This is a genomic window from Vibrio lamellibrachiae, from assembly GCF_050337265.1.
Classification (GTDB): Bacteria; Pseudomonadota; Gammaproteobacteria; order Enterobacterales; family Vibrionaceae; genus Vibrio; species Vibrio kyushuensis.
In genome coordinates, this window is the sequence record NZ_JAKJSU010000004.1 from 763,634 (window position 1) to 782,268 (window position 18,635).

Below are 18,635 nucleotides of genomic sequence, written 5' to 3' on the forward strand. Positions count from 1 at the left end.
TGAAAGCTGAAAAATCCTTATTGAAAATAGAAGTAGGAACCTCATGACCCCTTTAAAGTTTGCTGTTGATGACGGCTCAACCAATGTAAAAATTAGCTGGATTGAAAATGGTGAAATTCGCACAGTTATCTCACCAAACTCGTTCCGTAAAAGTTGGAAAAGTGCGGCATTAAGAAAAGACAAAAAAGTATTCAACTACACGATAAACGCCACCAAATACACTTACGACATGACGTCTGACAAAGCACTAGAAACTACCCATGTTGACTATCAATATGACGATTTGAACCTTCTTTCTGTTCATCATGCGCTACTTCAAACTGGCATTAAACCCGGCCCTGTAAAACTGGTTGTCACCCTACCTATCACAGAATATTACGACGCTGAAGATTGCCAAAAAAATGAAGATAAGATTGCTCGTAAACGTGACAACCTTATGCGTGAAATTGAGCTCAATAAGGGCCAGCTTTTTGATATTGTCGATGTCGAAGTGATGCCAGAAAGTCTACCTGCAGTTCTATCCACTTTGTTGATGCAATCTGTCAGTCAGTTTAACCGCTCACTGGTTATTGATATTGGCGGAACTACACTTGATATGGGAGTGATTGTCGGTGAATTTGATGATGTGTCGGCCATTTATGGTAACAATGAAATCGGTGTATCAATGGTCACCGATGTTGCTCGTAAATACCTTGCCGCCGCTGACAGTGATTCAAGCTATCTGGTAGCCAATGAGCTAATCAAACAAAGAGATAATCTTGATTTTGTGCGTGAAGTCGTCAACGATGAAAGCCAAATATCTCTTATCATTAGTAAAATTGAAACCAAAATTGAAGAGCTTGGTAAACAGGTGGCTCATGAAGCGAATAAGTTCTCTAAAAACCCTAATCGGGTTTATCTTGTAGGTGGTGGCGCAAGCTTAATCTACCCTGCAATCAAAGATGCGTATGGCACCTTAGGTGATAAAGTCATCTTAGTCGATAACCCACAAGAAGCACTTGCGCGCGAGCTGTGCCTTTACCATGCAGATGGAGAAGCCGTTTCACTATCAACTAACGAACTGTCAACAAACGAACTAACAGAGCAAGAATTCCCAGCTCATGACGTGCCAGTTAAAGAGGTCGTTAATGTCTGATCGACTAAAGCGAATAAGCTATTCAATACACCTCGACCCGCTAAATAACCCCGCCGATCTGTACGCAAGTAAGGTTCTCCATCAGCTTGCGGATAAACAGAAAAAGCTATGTTCTGATTCAATTGAAGATAGTGGACTAGCCCTACACGAAGCTAAAAACATTCATAAAAACATATATTTAAGTGGCTTGTTTTTACATTTGCTCAACCCTGAGTTGTCTCAACGTTTAAGTGCTCAACTGACAGAGCAGCAAATCACAGGGTTTACTTTGGAAAAAACGTTACAAGGTCTCGGGTATAATCTTTCAAATCAAGATCTAGAAAGTCATGACGCATTAAATGCGGAGCGATTTGAAACTTTAGCGACGACGATCTGTAATCGCGTAGCGAAAGAAGCAGCCTTAACCCGTGAGCACGTCGCCTCCATCCCTGAATCATCTACAAAGGGCAATGTAGATAACATCAGCAATATTGATTCAGACATTATTATGGCGACTAAAGGCCAAAATGATCATTTGATTGATATGGTTAACGCGCAGGCAAAAGAGTTAACTGAGTTAAAAAAAATGGCATCAGACCAACACCAACTGATTCGTTCATTAACAAAATCAATAGGCTCAGACCAGACTCAAAGCCTTAAAAAGACAGTAGAAGAAGAGAGCTTTCCCGTGATTGATCTCAATGAACGATTGGCGCATGTTCAGAGAGTCAAAAAGAAGGGATTATTTTAAGCCTACAGATTCTCTTATTTTTGATAACAAGAAAGGCGATAGCCTAAGCTATCGCCTTATTCAGGAGAAAGGTGAACAAAATATTGGGGGACTAATATTTTTTGAGAATATCAACGATATCTTGTTTGTTATCTGCTGCGATGATGGCGTCAATATCGTCATCGTTTTGGAACAATTCTGATAACGCCATAATTGTATTAATGTGACTGTCAGAGTCCATTGCAGCAAGTGTAATAGAGAGGTAGACATCACCGTTGTCTTCCGACTCTAAATCGACCCCTTCTTTAAATACCGTTACTTGCAGAGCAGCTTCATTTACACCATCTTCAGGGCGAGCATGAGGCATGGCAATCTTTGGTGCTAGAACATAGTAAGCGCCAATATCTTTGTGCTTCTGTTTGATTGCATCTAGGTAACTAGATTGAATCTTATTGTTTGCAAGCAGTGAAGAGCATGTCACTTCCAGTGCGGCATCAACCGTTAAGTCCTTCTCAGAGTTGATCACTACACCTTCGTTACCAATCAAATCAAATAGGCTCATGAAACAATCCACCCTAGAATTAAGCCAACTACACCAAAGTCAAAATCAGCAAACGTTGTTGCTTCAAGCCCTAAACCACCAAGTACAGGAAGTAGCAACATTGGTAAGAAAGAGATACACAGACCTTGAGCAAACGAACCTAGCACCGCGCCACGTAGGCCGCCAGTAGCGTTACCGTAAACCCCTGCTGCTCCACCTACGAAGAAGTGAGGTACAACGCCTGCGACAATGATGGTCCAGCCAAGAGCGCCTTGAACAGCCATTGCGAGTAAACCTGCGGCAAAAGAACATAGGAAACCGATTAGAACCGCGTTTGGTGCAACTGGGAATACCATAGGGCAATCGAGCGCCGGTTTAGCACCAGGAACCAGTTTGTCCGATATTCCCTTAAACGCAGGAACAATTTCAGCAATCAACATATTTACACCTTGCAGTACGATATAAACGCCACCAGCAAAGATAAGTGACTGCATGACTGTAAATACGACCCAGTTCTGGCCACTTGAAACTGTTTCTACAAATTCGCCACCCGCGATCACAGACGCAAGCATAAAGAAAATAGACATCGTAGTTGCAACAGCGACTGGCGTATCACGCAAGAACATTAAGCTCTTTGGTACTTGAATATCTTCCGTTGTTTTCGACGTGTCGCCAAATTTACTACCAACGAAACCTGAAACTATGTAAGAAAGAGTTGAGAAGTGCCCGATAGCAAGCTGGTCGGTACCCATCACTTTCTCAGTGTATTTTTGGCCTAGAGCTGGCATCACAACCATTAGCGTACCAACTAAGATAGAGCCAATGGCGACGAGAGCGGTGCCTGTAATGCCTGATGTAGATAAAATAACGGCTACCAGCATAGACATAAACATGGTGTGGTGACCAGTTAAGAAAATATATTTTAGTGGCGTCAAACGAGCCCAAATAATATTAACGATAAACGCGAAGAACATAATTAAGGCCATTTCATAGCCGAATGCTTCTTGGGCAAGTGCGACAATTGCCTCATTATTAGGAATAACACCACTTACTCCAAACGCCTCAGAAAATACAATTGAAAAGTTATTTAGTGCTCCAACTAGAGCACCCGCACCAAACCCTAATATTAGGAAACCCATTACGGTTTTAATTGTGCCTTTCAATATTGTAGATACATCTGCTTTCTGCGCAATCAATCCAATAAACGCAATTAAGCCGACCATAATTGCTGGCTCTTTTAATAAACCAAGCATGAACTCGAAAAAGTTTTGCATAATTATAACCCTACATGAAAGATTTCAGTTGTTCTTCAATCGATGCCTTGTCAAAGATATTCTTAAGGCTAATAATATTCTCTTTTCCTGATTCTTTTAACTGGTTAGCCACGTCTGTTGCGGCTACCCAAATATCCGCAGTACTTGATGCTGCTGATGATCAATCTCAGCTTCGAAGCCAATTTTTTTAGCCACCTCTTTAACTGCCATTTCCATCATTAGTGAAGTACCAAGGCCGTTACCGCAAACTACAAGAATCTTTTTCATAATATTTGTCTCAATTGGATTTAATGTTTGAGAAATTTCATTCTCTTATTGTGTGAGAGCATAATAAGCGAAACACCACCCACCAAGCGCGACTTCAATCACAAACCCAGGATGGGATTGTGATGAAGATCACCAAATCTAGTGAGTAAATTTCAGATTGAGATCTTGATCAAACTTAGGTTTTTAACAAAAATATGAAACTTTGTTCACAATGGGAATTAGACCGCCTTGGGGAGCTATCTAAACGGAGAGAGTTTTATGAATAGCGAATAGAAGGTTAACGATTATTACTTTCCGTAATCTGTAAGCATCTTTTTAAGCATGCTATTAACATCCTTCGTCTTTTTATTTCTTTTAGTTAATTGGCTTAAAGAGGTCGGTAACGGAGTGATAACTGATTCGCTGACTTCATCTTCAACTTTATCTTTCATTTTCTGCACCGCAGGAAGTAGCATGCGAATTTCTACATTTTCACGATTAACAAGGACAACAATATTGTCTGATTCCACTTGCGTAATCGTTAACAGCCCATGCTTTACTGATTCAACCTGTTCGCCAATCATAATAGATTCTGGTGCAACATCGCGATCGGTAAGTTGCCCTATTCGTAATTTAGCAGCGCTGATTGAGCGTATATTCCCGGTATTATCAAACGTTACGATAACAGTATGCGTGTTATAATACTCAACCACTGTCACATAGCCATGCCTATTTGTTTTGAATCTAGCCCCTATTTTCATATCATGTGGAGCTTCCATTTTCTTCACGTACATACTCTCTTAATCACTTTAACTTAATATCTCAGTAGCTATATTTTTATCTTCGTGATGATATAATTATTAGATCGAGTAAATTATATACCCATACAAGCCCAAGATGAATCGATAAAACGTAATGATTGACAGAAAACAGACTTAGTTTTCGTTAATATCCTATCGATAAATAATCCATGACTTAGATCGTTACCAAAACGTAAAAAACCATTTCATATGCTTATATTCACGCTTTTGACTATTGTACTCCTCAAACATTAGTGAGGTGCCTTTACGATAATCAATAGATTGACCTACCCATAATTAGGACAAACACCCTACACAATTTACTATGTTCATTGGTCAGTATCGCTGTTTACATCAAACACTACTTTAATCTCTACACCTGTACCAAGTTTTGAGTGGCAAGTAATCTCACCATTAAAGCCATATTTAACTATGTTATAGACAACACTCATACCTAAGCCACTACTGCCCTTACCCAGCTTACTGGTATAAAACGGATTAAATACCTGCTCCACCTGCTCTGCTGCCATTCCATTTCCATTGTCCCGATACAATAACTCAACTTTACTTCCCTTGTGATGAACACTGATATTGATCTTCCTGTCGTCTACCTGATCGAAGGCATGAGTAATTGAATTTTCAAAAAGATGATAAAAAAGCTGCTCAAGTTGCTTTCCATTTCCCATTACAAAGAGCTCACTAGCAATATCGACATTTACATTTATAGCTGGTTCTAGCTCTTCAACGTGGAGGTTTATTTGAGCTGCTTCGACATACTCTTTTATGTTTAATCGCTCAGGCTGGGTATCATATTGCTGGGAATCTAACTCCTTGAATCGCCCAACGAGTAAAGTAGAACGTTCAATGTTCTTAGTTATAAATTGAACCGCTTCCGTTGCTTCTTCTAAGTACTCCAATAATTGATCTTTTGATACCTCATCGTGGGATAAGTAGCTTTCTATTTCGGCAATCTTATCTCCCACACATGTATTCGCCGTATAAGCGATACCCAAAGGCGTATTCATTTCATGTGCAATCCCCCGGACAAGGTAAGCAAGTGCAGACATTTTTTCTGTTTCAACAAGCTGCTTCTGCATCTCTTTCAGTTTTTTGTACGAGGTTTTGATTTGCTCGTTGTTTTCCAGAATAAGTTCATTGGCGTTAGATAATTCACAATTGCTCTCTTCTAGCTCTAAAGTACGCTCACGAACAGTCTCTTCTAACCCTTCTTGGTAACGCTTTAACGCAGCTTCATTTTGAGCCAAAGCTTTGACTGTGTCGTTAAATCCTTGACCCAGCTCCCCAAGCTCATCGATGCGTTGAACATCAAAATCAACCTCTCTACCCCCTTCTCGAACCTCATTTGCCGCAACAGTCATGACACGTATTGCTTTAGTTAGACCACGTGCCAGCAATATTGCAAAAAGGCTCCCTACCGCTACCGCTAGAAGCATATAAAAGTAGCCATTCCTATTAATGACTTGCAGGTTATCAACGATATGTTCTCGGTTTAAACTCACTCTCGCCCAACCGATTTTTTCTCCATTAACAAAAACAGCAGTCGCAATATCTATCTGATTATTACTCTCAAATAGAATGAGCGTACTGAGTGAACCCTCTAACATTCTTACACTTGTCTCATCGGATAGGAAAAGACCAACATGCTCTCTTTGACTATGGGCTAACACCTTGTTGTCGTTATCTGTAAATAGAGCAAAGTTTAAGTTTGGAAAAAGCGACTGGGAGTTGATCACCTCCTCCATTCCAATGTAATCGTCTGCCAAGATCCATGATGTCCCATTTGCCGCCAACGTTTTTACTAAGGCAATAGATTGCTCTTTACTTTGCTCGTATAAAAACTGCTGCTGCTTATCGACTAAATCAATCACAAAGATAGTCATCAAAATGGCATGAGTTAACGCTACCCCCCAGAAAAGCTGGCGAGATACTGTCTTGGTAAATACCGTTTGCCACCAAGTAAGCCTATTGCCGTCATTCAGCGCTATGTTCATTGCTCTATCTTTTTAACCTGCTTATCGTACGTCTTTATAAAATCGCGAATCACTTGATAAGTTTCGTCCGTCGCCAACTCAAATTTTGACAGCTCAATGCGCTGTAAGATTTTTTGTCCTTCACTGTCCTCGTGCAAACCAATCAATAACTCAGCAACTTGCTCGACCATTGCTTTAGGAATATCCTTTCTGACTACAAAGCTATTATTAATCAAGGGTTCTGTTTTCCATTTCACTATTAATTCTTCTGCGAGTTCAGGGCGTTCCTTACTAAGGGCTCTCCACGGTGGCGGCCAAGTAGAAGCAGCGACCGTTGTCCCTAGATAAACATTCATAATGGAGGATTCTTGTGAGCCAACGTAATGATTATCGAGCTCTTCCATCACCTCGACACCATTTTGTTGAAGGTAAAGCTGAGGCATCATCGTGGCGGCCAACGCGGTGGGTGCAGGATAACTAACGGGCTTGCCTATTAAGTCGGCGGGGGTATTTATATCGCTATCCTTGCGGATAAGAATAATGCCACGAAAGTTTTGATCATCTCCCATTTTGGCAAAAACACGGTATCCATCGTCGATTGCATTGATGGTCTGAAACGGATTAGGTAAAGAGAAATGGAATTTTTTATCCGCTAGCTTTTTATCAAATGAAGCATAGTTTCTCGAAGCCTCTAATCTGAACGTAACACCATCACTATTGTCGTTGAGGTACTTCATAAGGGGAGAAAATACCTCATGCAAGCGCTGCGGGTTATGCAGAGGATGAACGCCGACAATATAGACAGTATCGGTACGTACCGATGTTTTCGAATAGGTCGGGTTATAACTCACAGGCTCCGGGCTACAAGCGCTAATCATCAGAAAGCTGATAAAGACAAGGCACCTTTTCACGAGTACACCAACACATCAATTTATGATGACTTTAGTATAGTCGAGAAAACGCTGGAGTTATGCTGGGGAAGCAGTTTGCCGTTGTAGGTATAGGCGAGGTAGATTTACTTACTATGTCAGTCAAACTCAATTGATTTAGTAGTAATCAACTGACTACTTTGTCTTTGGCCTCAGAAACGAAAAAGGCCAGATAATTCATTGAATTATCTGGCCTTTAGAATATGGCACGCCCTAGAGGATTCGAACCTCTGACCACATCCTTAGAAGAGATGATTGTCGCGAACACAGTGAAACATCACGAACTATTAAAACTCGAATTTACACCACAATTACAACAAGATAGATAGCATCATGACATAAGTCAAGATTCATGATGTTTCACCCTATTCCATATTATTCCATCCTTACTTGACTAGTTACTTGACTATAAACCGCCAATATTCGATTATTAAGTGACCATGCAATTCTCACTCAACCACCAATACCGGAGATAAGTGATGCTGACAGTTGTAGAGATCAATGCCCTACCAGCAAAGAAAAATCCCTACTACGTCTGGGATAAAACAGCTGAGCGTGGAAAAGGTCGTTTAGGTATTCAAGTAGCACCGACCGGAGCAAAGTCCTTCAAATTTCGCTACTTCAAAGATTCAAAAGCTGTTTTTATTCCTATCGGGCGATTTCCAGGGGTCACTTTAGCTAGAGCTAGAAAAACGGCTGAGTCATATAGCGAATTACTATCACAAGGTATAAACCCTCTTGATTACTTGAAAGAAAAAGAGTCAGAACAAGAGTACTTAGCGCAAGAATTACAGCGTTCAGGTTCATTCGAGCAATTAATCGAGCTGTATACACTAGACAAGTGCAAACGTGGCAAAAGAAACTATGAAGATGATAAGCAGAAAATCATCAGCAATATCTACCCATATGTAGATAAGACACGTAGGGCGAAGGAGTTTGAGCCCAGTGATTTCATGGAAGCACTCAGCATTCCTATCCAAGAAGGCTATGCCCCTAAAAGTAATAAGCTTCGTTCCTATTTGCACGCCGCCTTTGAATTTGGATTAAAGAACGACAACGATCCCGCCAGCAATAATTCAAATGTGAAATTTTCTCTTAAGTACAATCCTATCTCTGCTATTCCTAAGCAAACTTATGCAGACAAAGCCGGAGATCGTTTTCTCAGCATAGAAGAGCTTATTCAGCTTCTCTATGACATGAACAACCGCTACCACGACTTAAAACTCGCGCCTTCTACTCGACGTTTTATCAGACTTTGCTTTTACTTGGGTGGACAGCGCCCCTACGAGTTAGCGAATACTAAATGGAGCGATATTAACTTTAGAGATAGAACCTTAACGATTCGAGCTGAAGTCTTTAAAACAAACCAGCCACACGTAATTCCTCTCACGGAAACGGCGATGGGGATACTTCAGGAATGCCAAGCAGACAATGCATTTAATAGTCCTTTCGTTTTCCATAAAAAAACCAAACCAACCGAAGCTATGCCCAGTAATACGTTAGCTCAAGCTATATTGACCTATAAACGGAATACAGAGATAGAGAACTTCATCGGTCGAGACTTCAGACGCACATTTAAAACACTGGGTGGTCAATTCAAAATCAGCAAGGAGATTCGTGACAGAATTCAAGGTCACGCTATCAGCGATGTATCCGGTAAGCACTACGACCGCTATGAGTATTTAGACGAGAAACGGGACGGGCTCAAACTGTGGGAGCAAGTCTTGAATAATAGGCTTGAAGAACATCGACAGCAGCGACTGTAACCAAATAAATGGCTAGAACAAAAGCTCAGTCATACCCAATAAAGCCTAATTTGTAGACTAGTTAAATATTACCCTCATCAGAAGTCTGTACTTCTAGGAGCTCCTCAATGGGGACATCTAAATAGGTACACAGCTTACCGATCACATCCAACTCTACTCTTTCAGCTTCATCGTAATAAAGTCTAGTAATCGTTCCTCGGTTAATTCCAGTGTCCCTAGAGACTATTGATATCTTTAAGCGCTTCTCACCCATAATCCTAGATAAGTGGCAAATCACTTTAGTCCTAAAAATCAAATTATAATCTCCTATAGGTTAAATTAATTTGCGAATATACAGCTACCTACTAATATTAATCTATAGGAAGGTATATTTTTTACTTCCAGACTAGATTGCATTTCTTTGAGTATAAATTGCTCTTCATTAGTTAACCGTGATCCTAGTCTCGAGTGTGGAAAGATCCACATATACTCAATTAGCTATTGGAGAATATGATGAACGTGACACCTATAGAGATTCAAACCGCCAGTATTTGCCTAGATATTACTGCATTTGAAAGCTTCGACCGATTAACCGAGGAAGAGGTCCGAGAATACCTACCATCAATCCGAAGCAAGATTTGGGAGCATGAGACACATCTCAATTGCCATTTAACGGAAGGGTATGTTAATCACTTATCTGAACGTGCGATTGATATTCTATTGCATTTCCGACGGGGCGCCCCCCTGCTCGACGCAGGGTGGATTATTGAACAAATATCATCAAAGAAAAAGCAAACTTATCTTCATTGATTTGCTTTAAAGCCACCAGTGTTGCTGGTGGCTTTTTTCTACCGACAACAACAGTCTAGTTCATACCATTGTAGTGAGTTGGTAAGTTCGGCCATTTAGTTAAAGTGCTAGGGATTAGGTACTTTAAAGCGAATAGAGAGAACTAACATCAAGTTAAATCACAACGTGTAAAAATTCAGTCTATGACGGTTCTGGACAAAGGCGAGTTGCGAACTATAGAGCACACTGATTTTCCGGATGACTTCTAGTATCGTAATCATGCGACCAGCCTAAATATGGCAGGCCAAATTCCCTTATCTATCACACTACCGAGTAACCCCAATTTTCTTGGAAAGAAGAACGTAATTTATCTATTAATACTGGGGTCGAACCTTCACAAGTAATCCCAAAAAAAGTTGCTGCACGAGTTGCACCAACGTAAAGGTATTTATCAAAGAGTTCAGGCTGACTTTCAGCTAATACATCCGCACCTACAAAGAATACAGCTTCAAACTCAAGCCCTTTAATGTGCTGAACATCAAAAACTCGAACGTCATTACCTTCCCCTAAGGACTGCCCATCACTACAAGCTACCGCTCTAATATTTAAGTCTTCTAATTCTTCAGTTAAAGCTTCTGCTAATGGTTTAACTTCATTTTCATGGTTCACCAAAATTGCAATACTAGGTAGCGTATCTGCTGTCTGTTCAACTTCAGATATTCTATCTTTTAACCAGCGCACAAGCTTATAAATATCACGCTCATTCTCCAACAAGACAGGGCTAACACCTTGATGGTTCGATTTATCTGGTAAATTCCCGCTATATTCAACATTGCCGCCCATTTCCTGAAGAAGCGTCTTGGCGAACTCGTTTAGGCATTTGCTTTGGCGGTAAACAATGTTGATCGGTTCAGTTCTTAGTTTTGACGATACCCAACTGAGCTGTTCCGAGGACTTAGTTCCCAACTGAGTTATTCTTTGGTTAAAATCGCCACACGCAAAGAAAGAACCTATAGAAAGCGTTGTTAGCGATTCCATACATGCTAATTGAATAGGTGAAAAATCAGTCGCTTCATCAACTAATACTTGGTTTCTAAATGTTTCGTTAATCAATTGAAGTTGACTGTAAGAACTTGACTCAACTCTTTGGCGAACGAAGTTTTCATTAAGCAGTTCTCTTGCGATTTTTAGCTTACTTAAAATAATCACATCCAACTCTGCTTGCTCGATATGATTAGGTTTTACAGGTGGATTATCAAACCAAATTTGAGAAACTTCTTCAGATTTCCTAAAGGCTTTATAGTGTTTTGATGTATTTTTTAAATACTTCAACTCAGCACTTTTGAACTTCCTTAACTCACGCATTTGAATGGCTAATGAGCCAAGATTTTGAAGTTTATTGGTCTCAGGTAGTCGAGAACCTAGCCACTGTATGATCGTGTTAGGTAGCCCACTTTTTGGAAGGCTTCGTTTTAGGTATTTAGCTCGCGCTAATGCATTAATAGCTTTCTTATATTCGCTAAAAGCTTGTTGTTGCGGAGTGGAAATTTGCTCATCTTCATCATCTTCATCATCTTCATCATCGATGATTAACTCAGACAGTTTGTTCTTTTTCCAATCATTAATCACATCAATCAAATCAGAAATAAAGCCTTTATCTGTATTTACTTGATAGGCTAAAGCCCCTCGTAGTAATGATTCAGAACTATCTTTCTGTTTTTTTAAGAGTACTTGAATATCATCTTGAAACTTATCAAGACTTTCATAGAAAGCAATTAGCTTGCCCTGTTCCAAATACTTTACTACCGATTCTATTGCGGACTGTATGCTCCTTAGATCTGCACTTTCAAGCTTGTTAAGAAGCTCGACGCTAGCTAATAACTCTTTCGTGACGGCTGTTTTATGGAAATCAATAAAATCTTCATAAAACTGAGGCAGATTAGAACATGCTTTAGAGTTGAGGTAACTATCATCCTTTTTGACGAAACCACCACTACCTGTCGATTGTAAAATGGAAAGAACATTTCGCCCTAGATAGTTACTGTAAGTTCCCCAAGTTTTGATTTGTTCAGACGATGCAGGTACTTGCTCTTTAGCAAAAGCTTCTTTCAAGTAGTGTTTTAATAGATCTGTCGGTGTGAACATGATCCAACTAGTTTTATGTTGAGCTTCTCCACCAGTTGAGTTCTTGATTTTGGTTTGTTCGTCAGGTGCTAAATATTCAACATTGAGTTTTTGACCTAGGCGCTTAATTAGTGTGGTCGTTTTACCCGTTCCAGGCGGTCCTAGAATGATTAATTGACTGTCTAAAGGTAAGCGAAAAATTTCTGACTGAAATTTATCTAAGACTGGTTGGTCTCTAAGGCTCATTGCTGTACGAACTTGGTGCTTAACACCCATCGTAAAATCAGTTGAAGAATCACCACCACTAAGCAGCGAATCTAAAAAAGACGTATCGGATAGATCTTTTTCTTCTTCGAATAATCGACGTAAAGAAGGCTCATACGTTCTACATTCCTCATCTTCTGATGTAAAAATAGAAAATGAAGAATCCCAACCATTAGTGCTTTTTTGAGGTTTAAGTGTCAAAGTTTCTAACACTTCTAATAATACTGATTTACCACCAATATTTAATCTTTCCTCATCACCAACTTGTAGTGAAGCTAAATGACCGAGTGGGGAATCATAACTAGCTAGTGCTATGTCTCCACCTAATTTGAGAGCACTCTTACGCGCGATGTAGAGTATTTTAGAGTCAACCCCATCATGATACAGGACTCTTGCAATAGCTGGCTCATTCTGAAGAGCACTATACCCCGCCTGATTAGAGCTAGAAATCTTACGCATCTTATTAACAGCGTGCGTGTCAGTGAACGTGTTGATACTTGCTAGTTGAGGCTGCCCATTAGAAGTTTTTGATCTGTTTGCAAACTCCTCAGCAGTATTGGACACATTTTCCAGTACATCGACAACCTCACTAGCAATTAGCTTTATTTGTTGTGCATTATCCATTATTTATTCTCTATATAATTAGCTAGTACTTTGTTGAGAGTCGGATGGCTTACACTAAAGTGCTTAGCAGCTTCCGTTTTGGTCACTGATACATCGAGTAGCATCGCTTGTACTTTAAATCCATCAAGGGCTTCGTCCTAGCCTATCTAAGCGCTATACAACGACAATATCACCTTCCCGTAGGGCATCAATCATACGTTCTAATTCAGGACGTTGCTTTGACTTACCGCTACATTTCTCGATATAGATTCGTTCACAACCTGCAGACTCTAAAGAATTGATTTGTTAATCTTATTTCTGATCTTCTAGGCTAACTCGTGCATATCCAATTTTCATCGAAGGAGCTAAAACCAAGTCAAATCTTTCTCTGGCACGTTTTGGAGAAAAGCCATTTAGAGTATTAGCACTAAGGCACTCTTGTCCCACAGCACTCTCGATTGAACTAACAGAGGATTATTTGTCTATAACTATACATGCTTGTTCAACTTGTTTTTTCCATATTGCCTATAAGAGCCTCAACCTCATTTGGATTTGTGGCGTTCCCATGGAGCGTACCTGCACGATTTATATACTCATGCAGTCCACTGCGGACTTGATTGCCGGATAATTCAAATTTAGTTGCAGTAGCTTTCAATGCGTCTACCCTGCTCCAGCCTCCCTTCATCAAAGCAACGATAAACTCAGCAAGACGGTTATTTCGTAATGTCTGTTTTGACATTTTTTTATTCTGCGATTCGAATGATGCAAAAGACGATTTTTTTTCATTATGCCTGCGCTTCGCTAGACTTGTATTTGCTGTGACCATAATTAACCATCAAATAATTACAATGCTGCTCAACTACCATTGAGCTAGGGAACAAGCTGGGAAGCTCACAACGCTCACCAGAGACAATGTTCAGAAGTGACTAATGTACTCCATTAATTCAAATCATGTTGCATTTCCGCGTATCTATAGATGACTGTATAGACTACGTACACTAAGGCACTTTTATCCCAATGAGCCTCTACTGTATTCTACCTAATCACCTAACCAAGTCATAAAGGCTGAGGAAAAGCAAAGAACGAACCTGAAAACTAACTGCTTACTAAATGTTGTTAACTTGAACCTGAAGCATTATTGTTGTCGTATCTGCTACGGAGTAGAACTCATAACGGTAATGTAAATTCTTCCACTTGCGTTTGACTGAGTTCAAAGCAGAAGCAAACTCCTCTGAAGTTGCTATGAAACGTTCTACCCCATCGTTGGGAACAGAGACGCTACAACCTAGATTACTTAAATCACTTTTTTCCTTTCCATTTTGACCCGCTCGGCTAGATGCTACATCACAAACTTCTATACGTACTTTGGTAGCTCCATCATTATCAACTAGAACTATATCATTCCCCTCAGGATCGTCACTGGTTGCCGGGTGGCATTGATCAACCTGTAAAACGGGATAACTTCTTGCACACCAATTTAAAGCATCTATAGTTCGTTCGACAGTTGCGAGAATATTGATCAACTCAACAAATTTTTCAGACTCTTTTTTAATTAGCGGGCTAGATACACTGGTGAGATCAACTGATAATCTTTTAGTTTGTATCCCCCAATGCAAAGTAGAATTTGTAAAAGTATCAGAGTTATTTATTGCTGATAGCAGATCACAGTGAGCTTCCAATAGCTGTTCTACTGCGCCATAAATTGTCTGGTTGCGAATTGTATCTATGATATGAGCCAATGTTCCCCCTAAGAACTTAACGATCAACTAAGTCAACAGTATACAATTGCAATATGTCGACACTGAACGGGATTTACTGACCATGATAAGCCGCTCGTTATTTTTCTAAAATAATAACCTAGCAAGGTTTGGGCGTTGTAGATATATTTAATCTAAGGCGCTTTTGCCCCCAAGCTGAGCCAATAACTACTATCGATGCCAGCTATTGATTTCCATACCGTGAAGGCCATAAGTACCATTGCGGAACTTGGATTGTGGCTCTCCAAATGGCTTCTTTTCTGGTGTTTCCGGGTTCTTCGTCACATAGTCTTTGATATCACTGTCTGTGATAATATCTTGCTTTAGCACCTCAAGAACGCCACTCCGTGTACTATCTCTTTCGATGGCCGCGCAGCGGCACTTACCTAAGCTCAAGTGGCAATACGGTGACTCTGTATCTAAATATGGCTGAATAATATCTTTGACAATAGTTACCATTTTGGGGTCTATTTCTTGATTGGTTTTAATTAATATTTTGATGGTTTTTTCTAGAGATTCCCTGCTTTGGTAGTTAAGTTGATAATCTTCCATTATCTTTTGTGATTTATCTCTATCATATACCCACAGCTCAAGTCCACACTCTCTTTTTTGCTTCTTTATTGGTATAAAATCGATATATTTACTTACGCATTCATAGTCGACATTTAGATATGCACTTACTCTGCTTATGTCGCCATAAATAATGGATTTCGCAACGTCATTGACGAACACGTATTCTTTGTAGAACACTATGGTATCAATTAACTGACTGGTCAGTTTGCTCATAACTGAAACTCCGGGGGCTATTATTCTAGGGTGTCGGCATTAGTTAGTGGTTTCATAACACTCAGACTCACACTATTCAGGGTTCTCAGTTCAGTCACCACCTGTTGCTCCGTCTGTTGAATCAGCACCACCAAATGCTGTAAGTAGTACTAGTGAAACGATGGTTAATGACTTCATGTTTATCCAAGGTCAGGAAAATATCTAATATCAGGCAATTTTAAATAAGTTCACTCTTAGTTATGGAATATTGCTTATTCCAGTTAGTGTAGTGGCATAGTGAATTGGGTCACATAGTTCGAGTTCAAGATATAAGGAAAAGTAAGTCTAATTTCGGAAGTTGAAATCAAATTCAATCCCTCACTAGCACACATTGTGACACAAACGTTTTAGGGCAATTATGCTAAGGCGCTTCTGTCCCGAATAGCGATGTCATTACATAATAAGCTTGCTTCAGGTTTGAATTAATATCTAATTCTCTTATGAGGCCTGACATAAACTAAGGTGCCATTTTTTAGTCGACGATAATGGCCAGACACATACTGTAATCCGGTAAGATTATCGCTGTTATCGTAGTAAGAGCATTCTTGCTCATCAAAGCCTTTATATTTGACCGATTCTTCAAAAGGAAAGTCTTTGACCAAGGTTAATTTTTTAGTCACAAGAGTGTTTTTTTCTTTTGGTCTTTCACTAGACGCATACTGGACACTATTCTTTGGTTCATATGAAACTAGTGAATCTAAACTTTGCCACTCAATGCAATATCTGTATTCTTCTGATGAATAATTAGTTGCATCATCTTCTTCTATTATCTTGAAGAAATAAGGCCAATCAATTATGTAGCCTTGACACTTTATGATGTCAGGTGCAACCTTAAAAAAGTCAGGCCACACGATTACATGGTGGTCTCTACCGAGAGAATGACTGCTACTAATTAAAGTGGCTGGGTCTACAAAAATTGGCCAATTGATCACATAAATACCCTCATCAGCAGCAAGGTGTGATTGGTTGCAAAGTAATTCGAATAGATCGGGCCACTTAATTTTATGTTTCATTCCAATCGCTATCGCTGTAACACAAAAGTTTGAATGCAGATTATCTTGCTCTCTTAATTTGAGCTAAATTGACAAGTTGACTTACTGTTTTTATGAATGTGTCACACAAAAACAGTGACTCTATTAAATTGAAGAATTCATCTTTACTTCCACATGTTAACCTAGAGTGAAATACACTCTCAAAATTTTGTACTCCAACCTCTTGGGCTATGGCATTATCAAAGATACATACGGTAACAGGATACATCGAAATTCCATACTTAAACTCAACAACATCTAATTCATATCCTGCAACCAAGTCACTCTTCAGCTTGCATTTAACAATGAACTCATTTTTAAACTCAATTTGAGATGTCTTTAACTCTACATACCCTTTAGTCGCATCGCTAAACTTAGAAATAGCGTTGTCAAAAAATACTTTCGGCAGCTCAATGCTCATCGTTATATTCCAACCACATAGTTTAATATAGTACCTAATTATTGATTTCAAGCTAGTTGAGGGGTTTTGTAACCTCGTCAAAGTAGGTTTATAATGACTCAGCCGAATTTAAATAACTTAAGCCACTAACTCACACATTTCAGTTGGCGTTTTCGTGTCGAGTGCCGAATGACGGCTCTCGTTGTTGTGAAACTCATGCCGTTTTCTGAGGTGTATCAGAGTGAAAAAAATAACATGTTCAACTTTTGTCTGAATTATTACACGCCTGATGTAGCAGTAATGCTTCAACTTGCCTTGCCCCATATAGATTCGATTTCGAATTGACTACAAACCGAAGCTTTACTTAGTAAATGCGCCCTCTAAACTCCAACCAGCGGCATACAAAATATGCTTATCTTTTGCCATTTCAGCGTTTGTATGTTTATCTACTACAACGTCCTTAGCTCTTACCTTTGGAATGACTACTTGAGGCTCCAAACCAAGCCCGATACGAGGTCTATGACTTACGGCTCTCGCAATACCTTTCGATCCCGGCTTAAGTTCGTTCTTTTTTCTTTGCTGCGCTTTAACTTCAGAGCCATACAACTTGGATAAACGGGATATTTCCTCCTCAATATCATTCTTTAACTGATTGAAAAATTTATCTTTATAGTGTTTTTTCTTTTTACATTCAGCGTAAGTTAATATTGGAAACTCAGTATGAAGCCGCTCCCATAAGTTATCGGGGCATTTATAGTGCCCAAGGGATTTTGCCTCTGCTAAGGCTAATTTCCTGTATTCTTCCGAAATATCTAATATGGAGGCTCCTGTTGATATCCCCCAAACACTCAACAGTTTAAACTTCACAAACAGCTCCTAATGAGGCAGGTAATTTCCAAATAGTGTACATATCTACTTTTCTAATTACTTACCATTTTACGCCACCAAATAGAGTTTATAATTCATTTAAGAACTTGATGTTAGATTCTCAATGGGAAACTAAGGCTCTTTTGTCCCAAAATCATTCTCTGAGTAAAAACAACTATGAAGAATATAGATTTAGCCCCACTTTACGAAGCGATTGAAAAACACCACCTAATGGATGTATGGCGCGGCAGTGTATTAAGTGCTTTCGATTCCCCAGAGGAGCATGCTGAGAAAAAATTGGGCGTTGTAAAACAATCATTTACTAGAATGATGGTATCTCCTAAAAGCGATGGTTCAACTAACTTCCAGTTATGGGCAATTAATACGGCCCTAGGTCTAAAGGTTACCCATGGATACAGTGCACAAGCTATTGGTAAGCAACATTGGCAGCCATGGGGAGTTGACTCCAAAAAACGTAAAAAGAACACAAAGTTGAAACGTTCTCAGTAGCTTAAGTAACGTTGCAGTTCACAACCCGCTCGCTTTGTCCCAGAACTATTCCCAAAAGGCCTCACGCAGGCATACGTAGCATAAAACTAAACCAC

General features: G+C 39.7%; 19 protein-coding genes and 1 pseudogene. 5 read left to right on the forward strand and 15 right to left on the reverse strand.

Annotated elements, in window-relative coordinates; genetic code table 11:
- Positions 1-43 precede the first annotated feature (43 nt).
- On the forward strand, positions 44-1,135 hold the full coding sequence (parM, locus tag L4C54_RS03655; protein ID WP_428807114.1) for a plasmid segregation protein ParM domain-containing protein: 1,092 nt from the start codon (positions 44-46) through the stop codon (positions 1,133-1,135).
- Complete coding sequence (locus L4C54_RS03660; protein WP_428807115.1) at positions 1,128-1,865, forward strand: hypothetical protein; 738 nt, start codon at positions 1,128-1,130, stop codon at positions 1,863-1,865. The genes parM and L4C54_RS03660 overlap by 8 nt, the downstream gene beginning before the upstream one ends.
- A 91-nt stretch (positions 1,866-1,956) precedes the next feature.
- Here L4C54_RS03660 and L4C54_RS03665 read toward each other — a convergent pair whose 3' ends face one another.
- From L4C54_RS03665 to L4C54_RS03690, 6 genes and pseudogenes are all read right to left on the reverse strand, one after another.
- A complete protein-coding gene (locus tag L4C54_RS03665; protein WP_428807116.1) occupies positions 1,957-2,406 on the reverse strand; it encodes a PTS sugar transporter subunit IIA in 450 nt (149 codons plus the stop codon).
- The gene (gene ulaA, locus L4C54_RS03670) at positions 2,403-3,659 is read right to left on the reverse strand and encodes a PTS ascorbate transporter subunit IIC (protein WP_428807117.1); all 1,257 of its coding nucleotides are present in this window, start codon (positions 3,657-3,659) and stop codon (positions 2,403-2,405) included. Before ulaA ends, L4C54_RS03665 begins: the two co-directional genes overlap by 4 nt.
- A gap of 10 nt (positions 3,660-3,669) precedes the next feature.
- A pseudogene (locus L4C54_RS03675) lies at positions 3,670-3,926 on the reverse strand (PTS sugar transporter subunit IIB).
- Between the two features lie 287 nt (positions 3,927-4,213).
- Positions 4,214-4,684, reverse strand: a complete 471-nt coding sequence (locus tag L4C54_RS03680) for a hypothetical protein (RefSeq protein ID WP_428807118.1) — start codon at positions 4,682-4,684, stop codon at positions 4,214-4,216.
- A gap of 350 nt (positions 4,685-5,034) precedes the next feature.
- Positions 5,035-6,717, reverse strand: coding sequence for an ATP-binding protein (locus L4C54_RS03685; protein ID WP_428807119.1), 1,683 nt, complete (start codon positions 6,715-6,717; stop codon positions 5,035-5,037).
- The gene (locus L4C54_RS03690) at positions 6,714-7,547 is read right to left on the reverse strand and encodes a phosphate/phosphite/phosphonate ABC transporter substrate-binding protein (protein ID WP_428807120.1); all 834 of its coding nucleotides are present in this window, start codon (positions 7,545-7,547) and stop codon (positions 6,714-6,716) included. The genes L4C54_RS03685 and L4C54_RS03690 overlap by 4 nt, the downstream gene beginning before the upstream one ends.
- Positions 7,548-8,104: 557 nt before the next feature.
- Here L4C54_RS03690 and L4C54_RS03695 point away from each other — a divergent pair.
- Entirely contained in the window at positions 8,105-9,391 is a 1,287-nt protein-coding gene (locus L4C54_RS03695) for a tyrosine-type recombinase/integrase (RefSeq protein WP_428801433.1), read from the forward strand.
- Between the two features lie 61 nt (positions 9,392-9,452).
- On the opposite strand, the gene L4C54_RS03700 is transcribed toward L4C54_RS03695, so the two are convergent.
- Positions 9,453-9,668 carry a helix-turn-helix domain-containing protein gene (locus L4C54_RS03700; protein ID WP_428801733.1) on the reverse strand — a complete coding sequence of 72 codons (216 nt, stop codon included), beginning with the start codon at positions 9,666-9,668 and terminating at the stop codon, positions 9,453-9,455.
- A 212-nt stretch (positions 9,669-9,880) separates the two neighbouring features.
- Here L4C54_RS03700 and L4C54_RS03705 point away from each other — a divergent pair, with 212 nt between their 5' ends.
- A complete protein-coding gene (locus L4C54_RS03705) occupies positions 9,881-10,180 on the forward strand; it encodes a hypothetical protein (RefSeq protein ID WP_428801432.1) in 300 nt (99 codons plus the stop codon).
- A gap of 300 nt (positions 10,181-10,480) precedes the next feature.
- On the opposite strand, the gene L4C54_RS03710 is transcribed toward L4C54_RS03705, so the two are convergent.
- From L4C54_RS03710 to L4C54_RS03745, 8 genes are all read right to left on the reverse strand, one after another.
- Positions 10,481-13,171, reverse strand: coding sequence for an ATP-binding domain-containing protein (locus L4C54_RS03710; protein WP_428807121.1), 2,691 nt, complete (start codon positions 13,169-13,171; stop codon positions 10,481-10,483).
- 153 nt (positions 13,172-13,324) lie between these two features.
- A complete protein-coding gene (locus L4C54_RS03715; protein ID WP_428807395.1) occupies positions 13,325-13,453 on the reverse strand; it encodes a recombinase family protein in 129 nt (42 codons plus the stop codon).
- 199 nt (positions 13,454-13,652) lie between these two features.
- Complete coding sequence (locus tag L4C54_RS03720) at positions 13,653-13,976, reverse strand: hypothetical protein (protein WP_428807122.1); 324 nt, start codon at positions 13,974-13,976, stop codon at positions 13,653-13,655.
- A 280-nt stretch (positions 13,977-14,256) separates the two neighbouring features.
- On the reverse strand, positions 14,257-14,889 hold the full coding sequence (locus L4C54_RS03725) for a hypothetical protein (protein ID WP_428807123.1): 633 nt from the start codon (positions 14,887-14,889) through the stop codon (positions 14,257-14,259).
- Positions 14,890-15,078: 189 nt separating this feature from the next.
- Positions 15,079-15,693, reverse strand: coding sequence for a hypothetical protein (locus L4C54_RS03730; protein ID WP_428807124.1), 615 nt, complete (start codon positions 15,691-15,693; stop codon positions 15,079-15,081).
- Positions 15,694-16,154: 461 nt separating this feature from the next.
- Positions 16,155-16,745 (reverse strand): hypothetical protein, encoded by a 591-nt coding sequence (locus tag L4C54_RS03735; protein ID WP_428807125.1) that lies wholly within the window; start codon positions 16,743-16,745, stop codon positions 16,155-16,157.
- Between the two features lie 40 nt (positions 16,746-16,785).
- Entirely contained in the window at positions 16,786-17,184 is a 399-nt protein-coding gene (locus L4C54_RS03740) for a hypothetical protein (protein WP_428807126.1), read from the reverse strand.
- Positions 17,185-17,523: 339 nt separating this feature from the next.
- On the reverse strand, positions 17,524-18,030 hold the full coding sequence (locus tag L4C54_RS03745; RefSeq protein WP_428807127.1) for a hypothetical protein: 507 nt from the start codon (positions 18,028-18,030) through the stop codon (positions 17,524-17,526).
- Positions 18,031-18,207: 177 nt separating this feature from the next.
- On the opposite strand from L4C54_RS03745, the gene L4C54_RS03750 reads away from it, so the two are divergent.
- A complete protein-coding gene (locus L4C54_RS03750; RefSeq protein WP_428807128.1) occupies positions 18,208-18,540 on the forward strand; it encodes a hypothetical protein in 333 nt (110 codons plus the stop codon).
- Positions 18,541-18,635 lie beyond the last annotated feature (95 nt).

Excerpts from the sequence above, each read along its gene's own strand:
- L4C54_RS03750 (WP_428807128.1), top strand. The coding sequence starts at position 18,208 with ATGAAGAATATAGATTTAGCCCCACTTTACGAAGCGATTGAAAAACAC.
- L4C54_RS03740 (WP_428807126.1), bottom strand. The coding sequence starts at position 17,184 with ATGAGCATTGAGCTGCCGAAAGTATTTTTTGACAACGCTATTTCTAAG.
- L4C54_RS03735 (WP_428807125.1), bottom strand. The coding sequence starts at position 16,745 with ATGAAACATAAAATTAAGTGGCCCGATCTATTCGAATTACTTTGCAAC.
- L4C54_RS03730 (WP_428807124.1), bottom strand. The coding sequence starts at position 15,693 with ATGAGCAAACTGACCAGTCAGTTAATTGATACCATAGTGTTCTACAAA.
- L4C54_RS03720 (WP_428807122.1), bottom strand. The coding sequence starts at position 13,976 with ATGGTCACAGCAAATACAAGTCTAGCGAAGCGCAGGCATAATGAAAAA.
- L4C54_RS03705 (WP_428801432.1), top strand. The coding sequence starts at position 9,881 with ATGATGAACGTGACACCTATAGAGATTCAAACCGCCAGTATTTGCCTA.
- L4C54_RS03665 (WP_428807116.1), bottom strand. The coding sequence starts at position 2,406 with ATGAGCCTATTTGATTTGATTGGTAACGAAGGTGTAGTGATCAACTCT.
- parM (WP_428807114.1), top strand. The coding sequence starts at position 44 with ATGACCCCTTTAAAGTTTGCTGTTGATGACGGCTCAACCAATGTAAAA.
- L4C54_RS03685 (WP_428807119.1), bottom strand. The coding sequence starts at position 6,717 with ATGAACATAGCGCTGAATGACGGCAATAGGCTTACTTGGTGGCAAACG.
- L4C54_RS03680 (WP_428807118.1), bottom strand. The coding sequence starts at position 4,684 with ATGGAAGCTCCACATGATATGAAAATAGGGGCTAGATTCAAAACAAAT.
- ulaA (WP_428807117.1), bottom strand. The coding sequence starts at position 3,659 with ATGCAAAACTTTTTCGAGTTCATGCTTGGTTTATTAAAAGAGCCAGCA.
- L4C54_RS03695 (WP_428801433.1), top strand. The coding sequence starts at position 8,105 with ATGCTGACAGTTGTAGAGATCAATGCCCTACCAGCAAAGAAAAATCCC.
- L4C54_RS03710 (WP_428807121.1), bottom strand. The coding sequence starts at position 13,171 with ATGGATAATGCACAACAAATAAAGCTAATTGCTAGTGAGGTTGTCGAT.
- L4C54_RS03660 (WP_428807115.1), top strand. The coding sequence starts at position 1,128 with ATGTCTGATCGACTAAAGCGAATAAGCTATTCAATACACCTCGACCCG.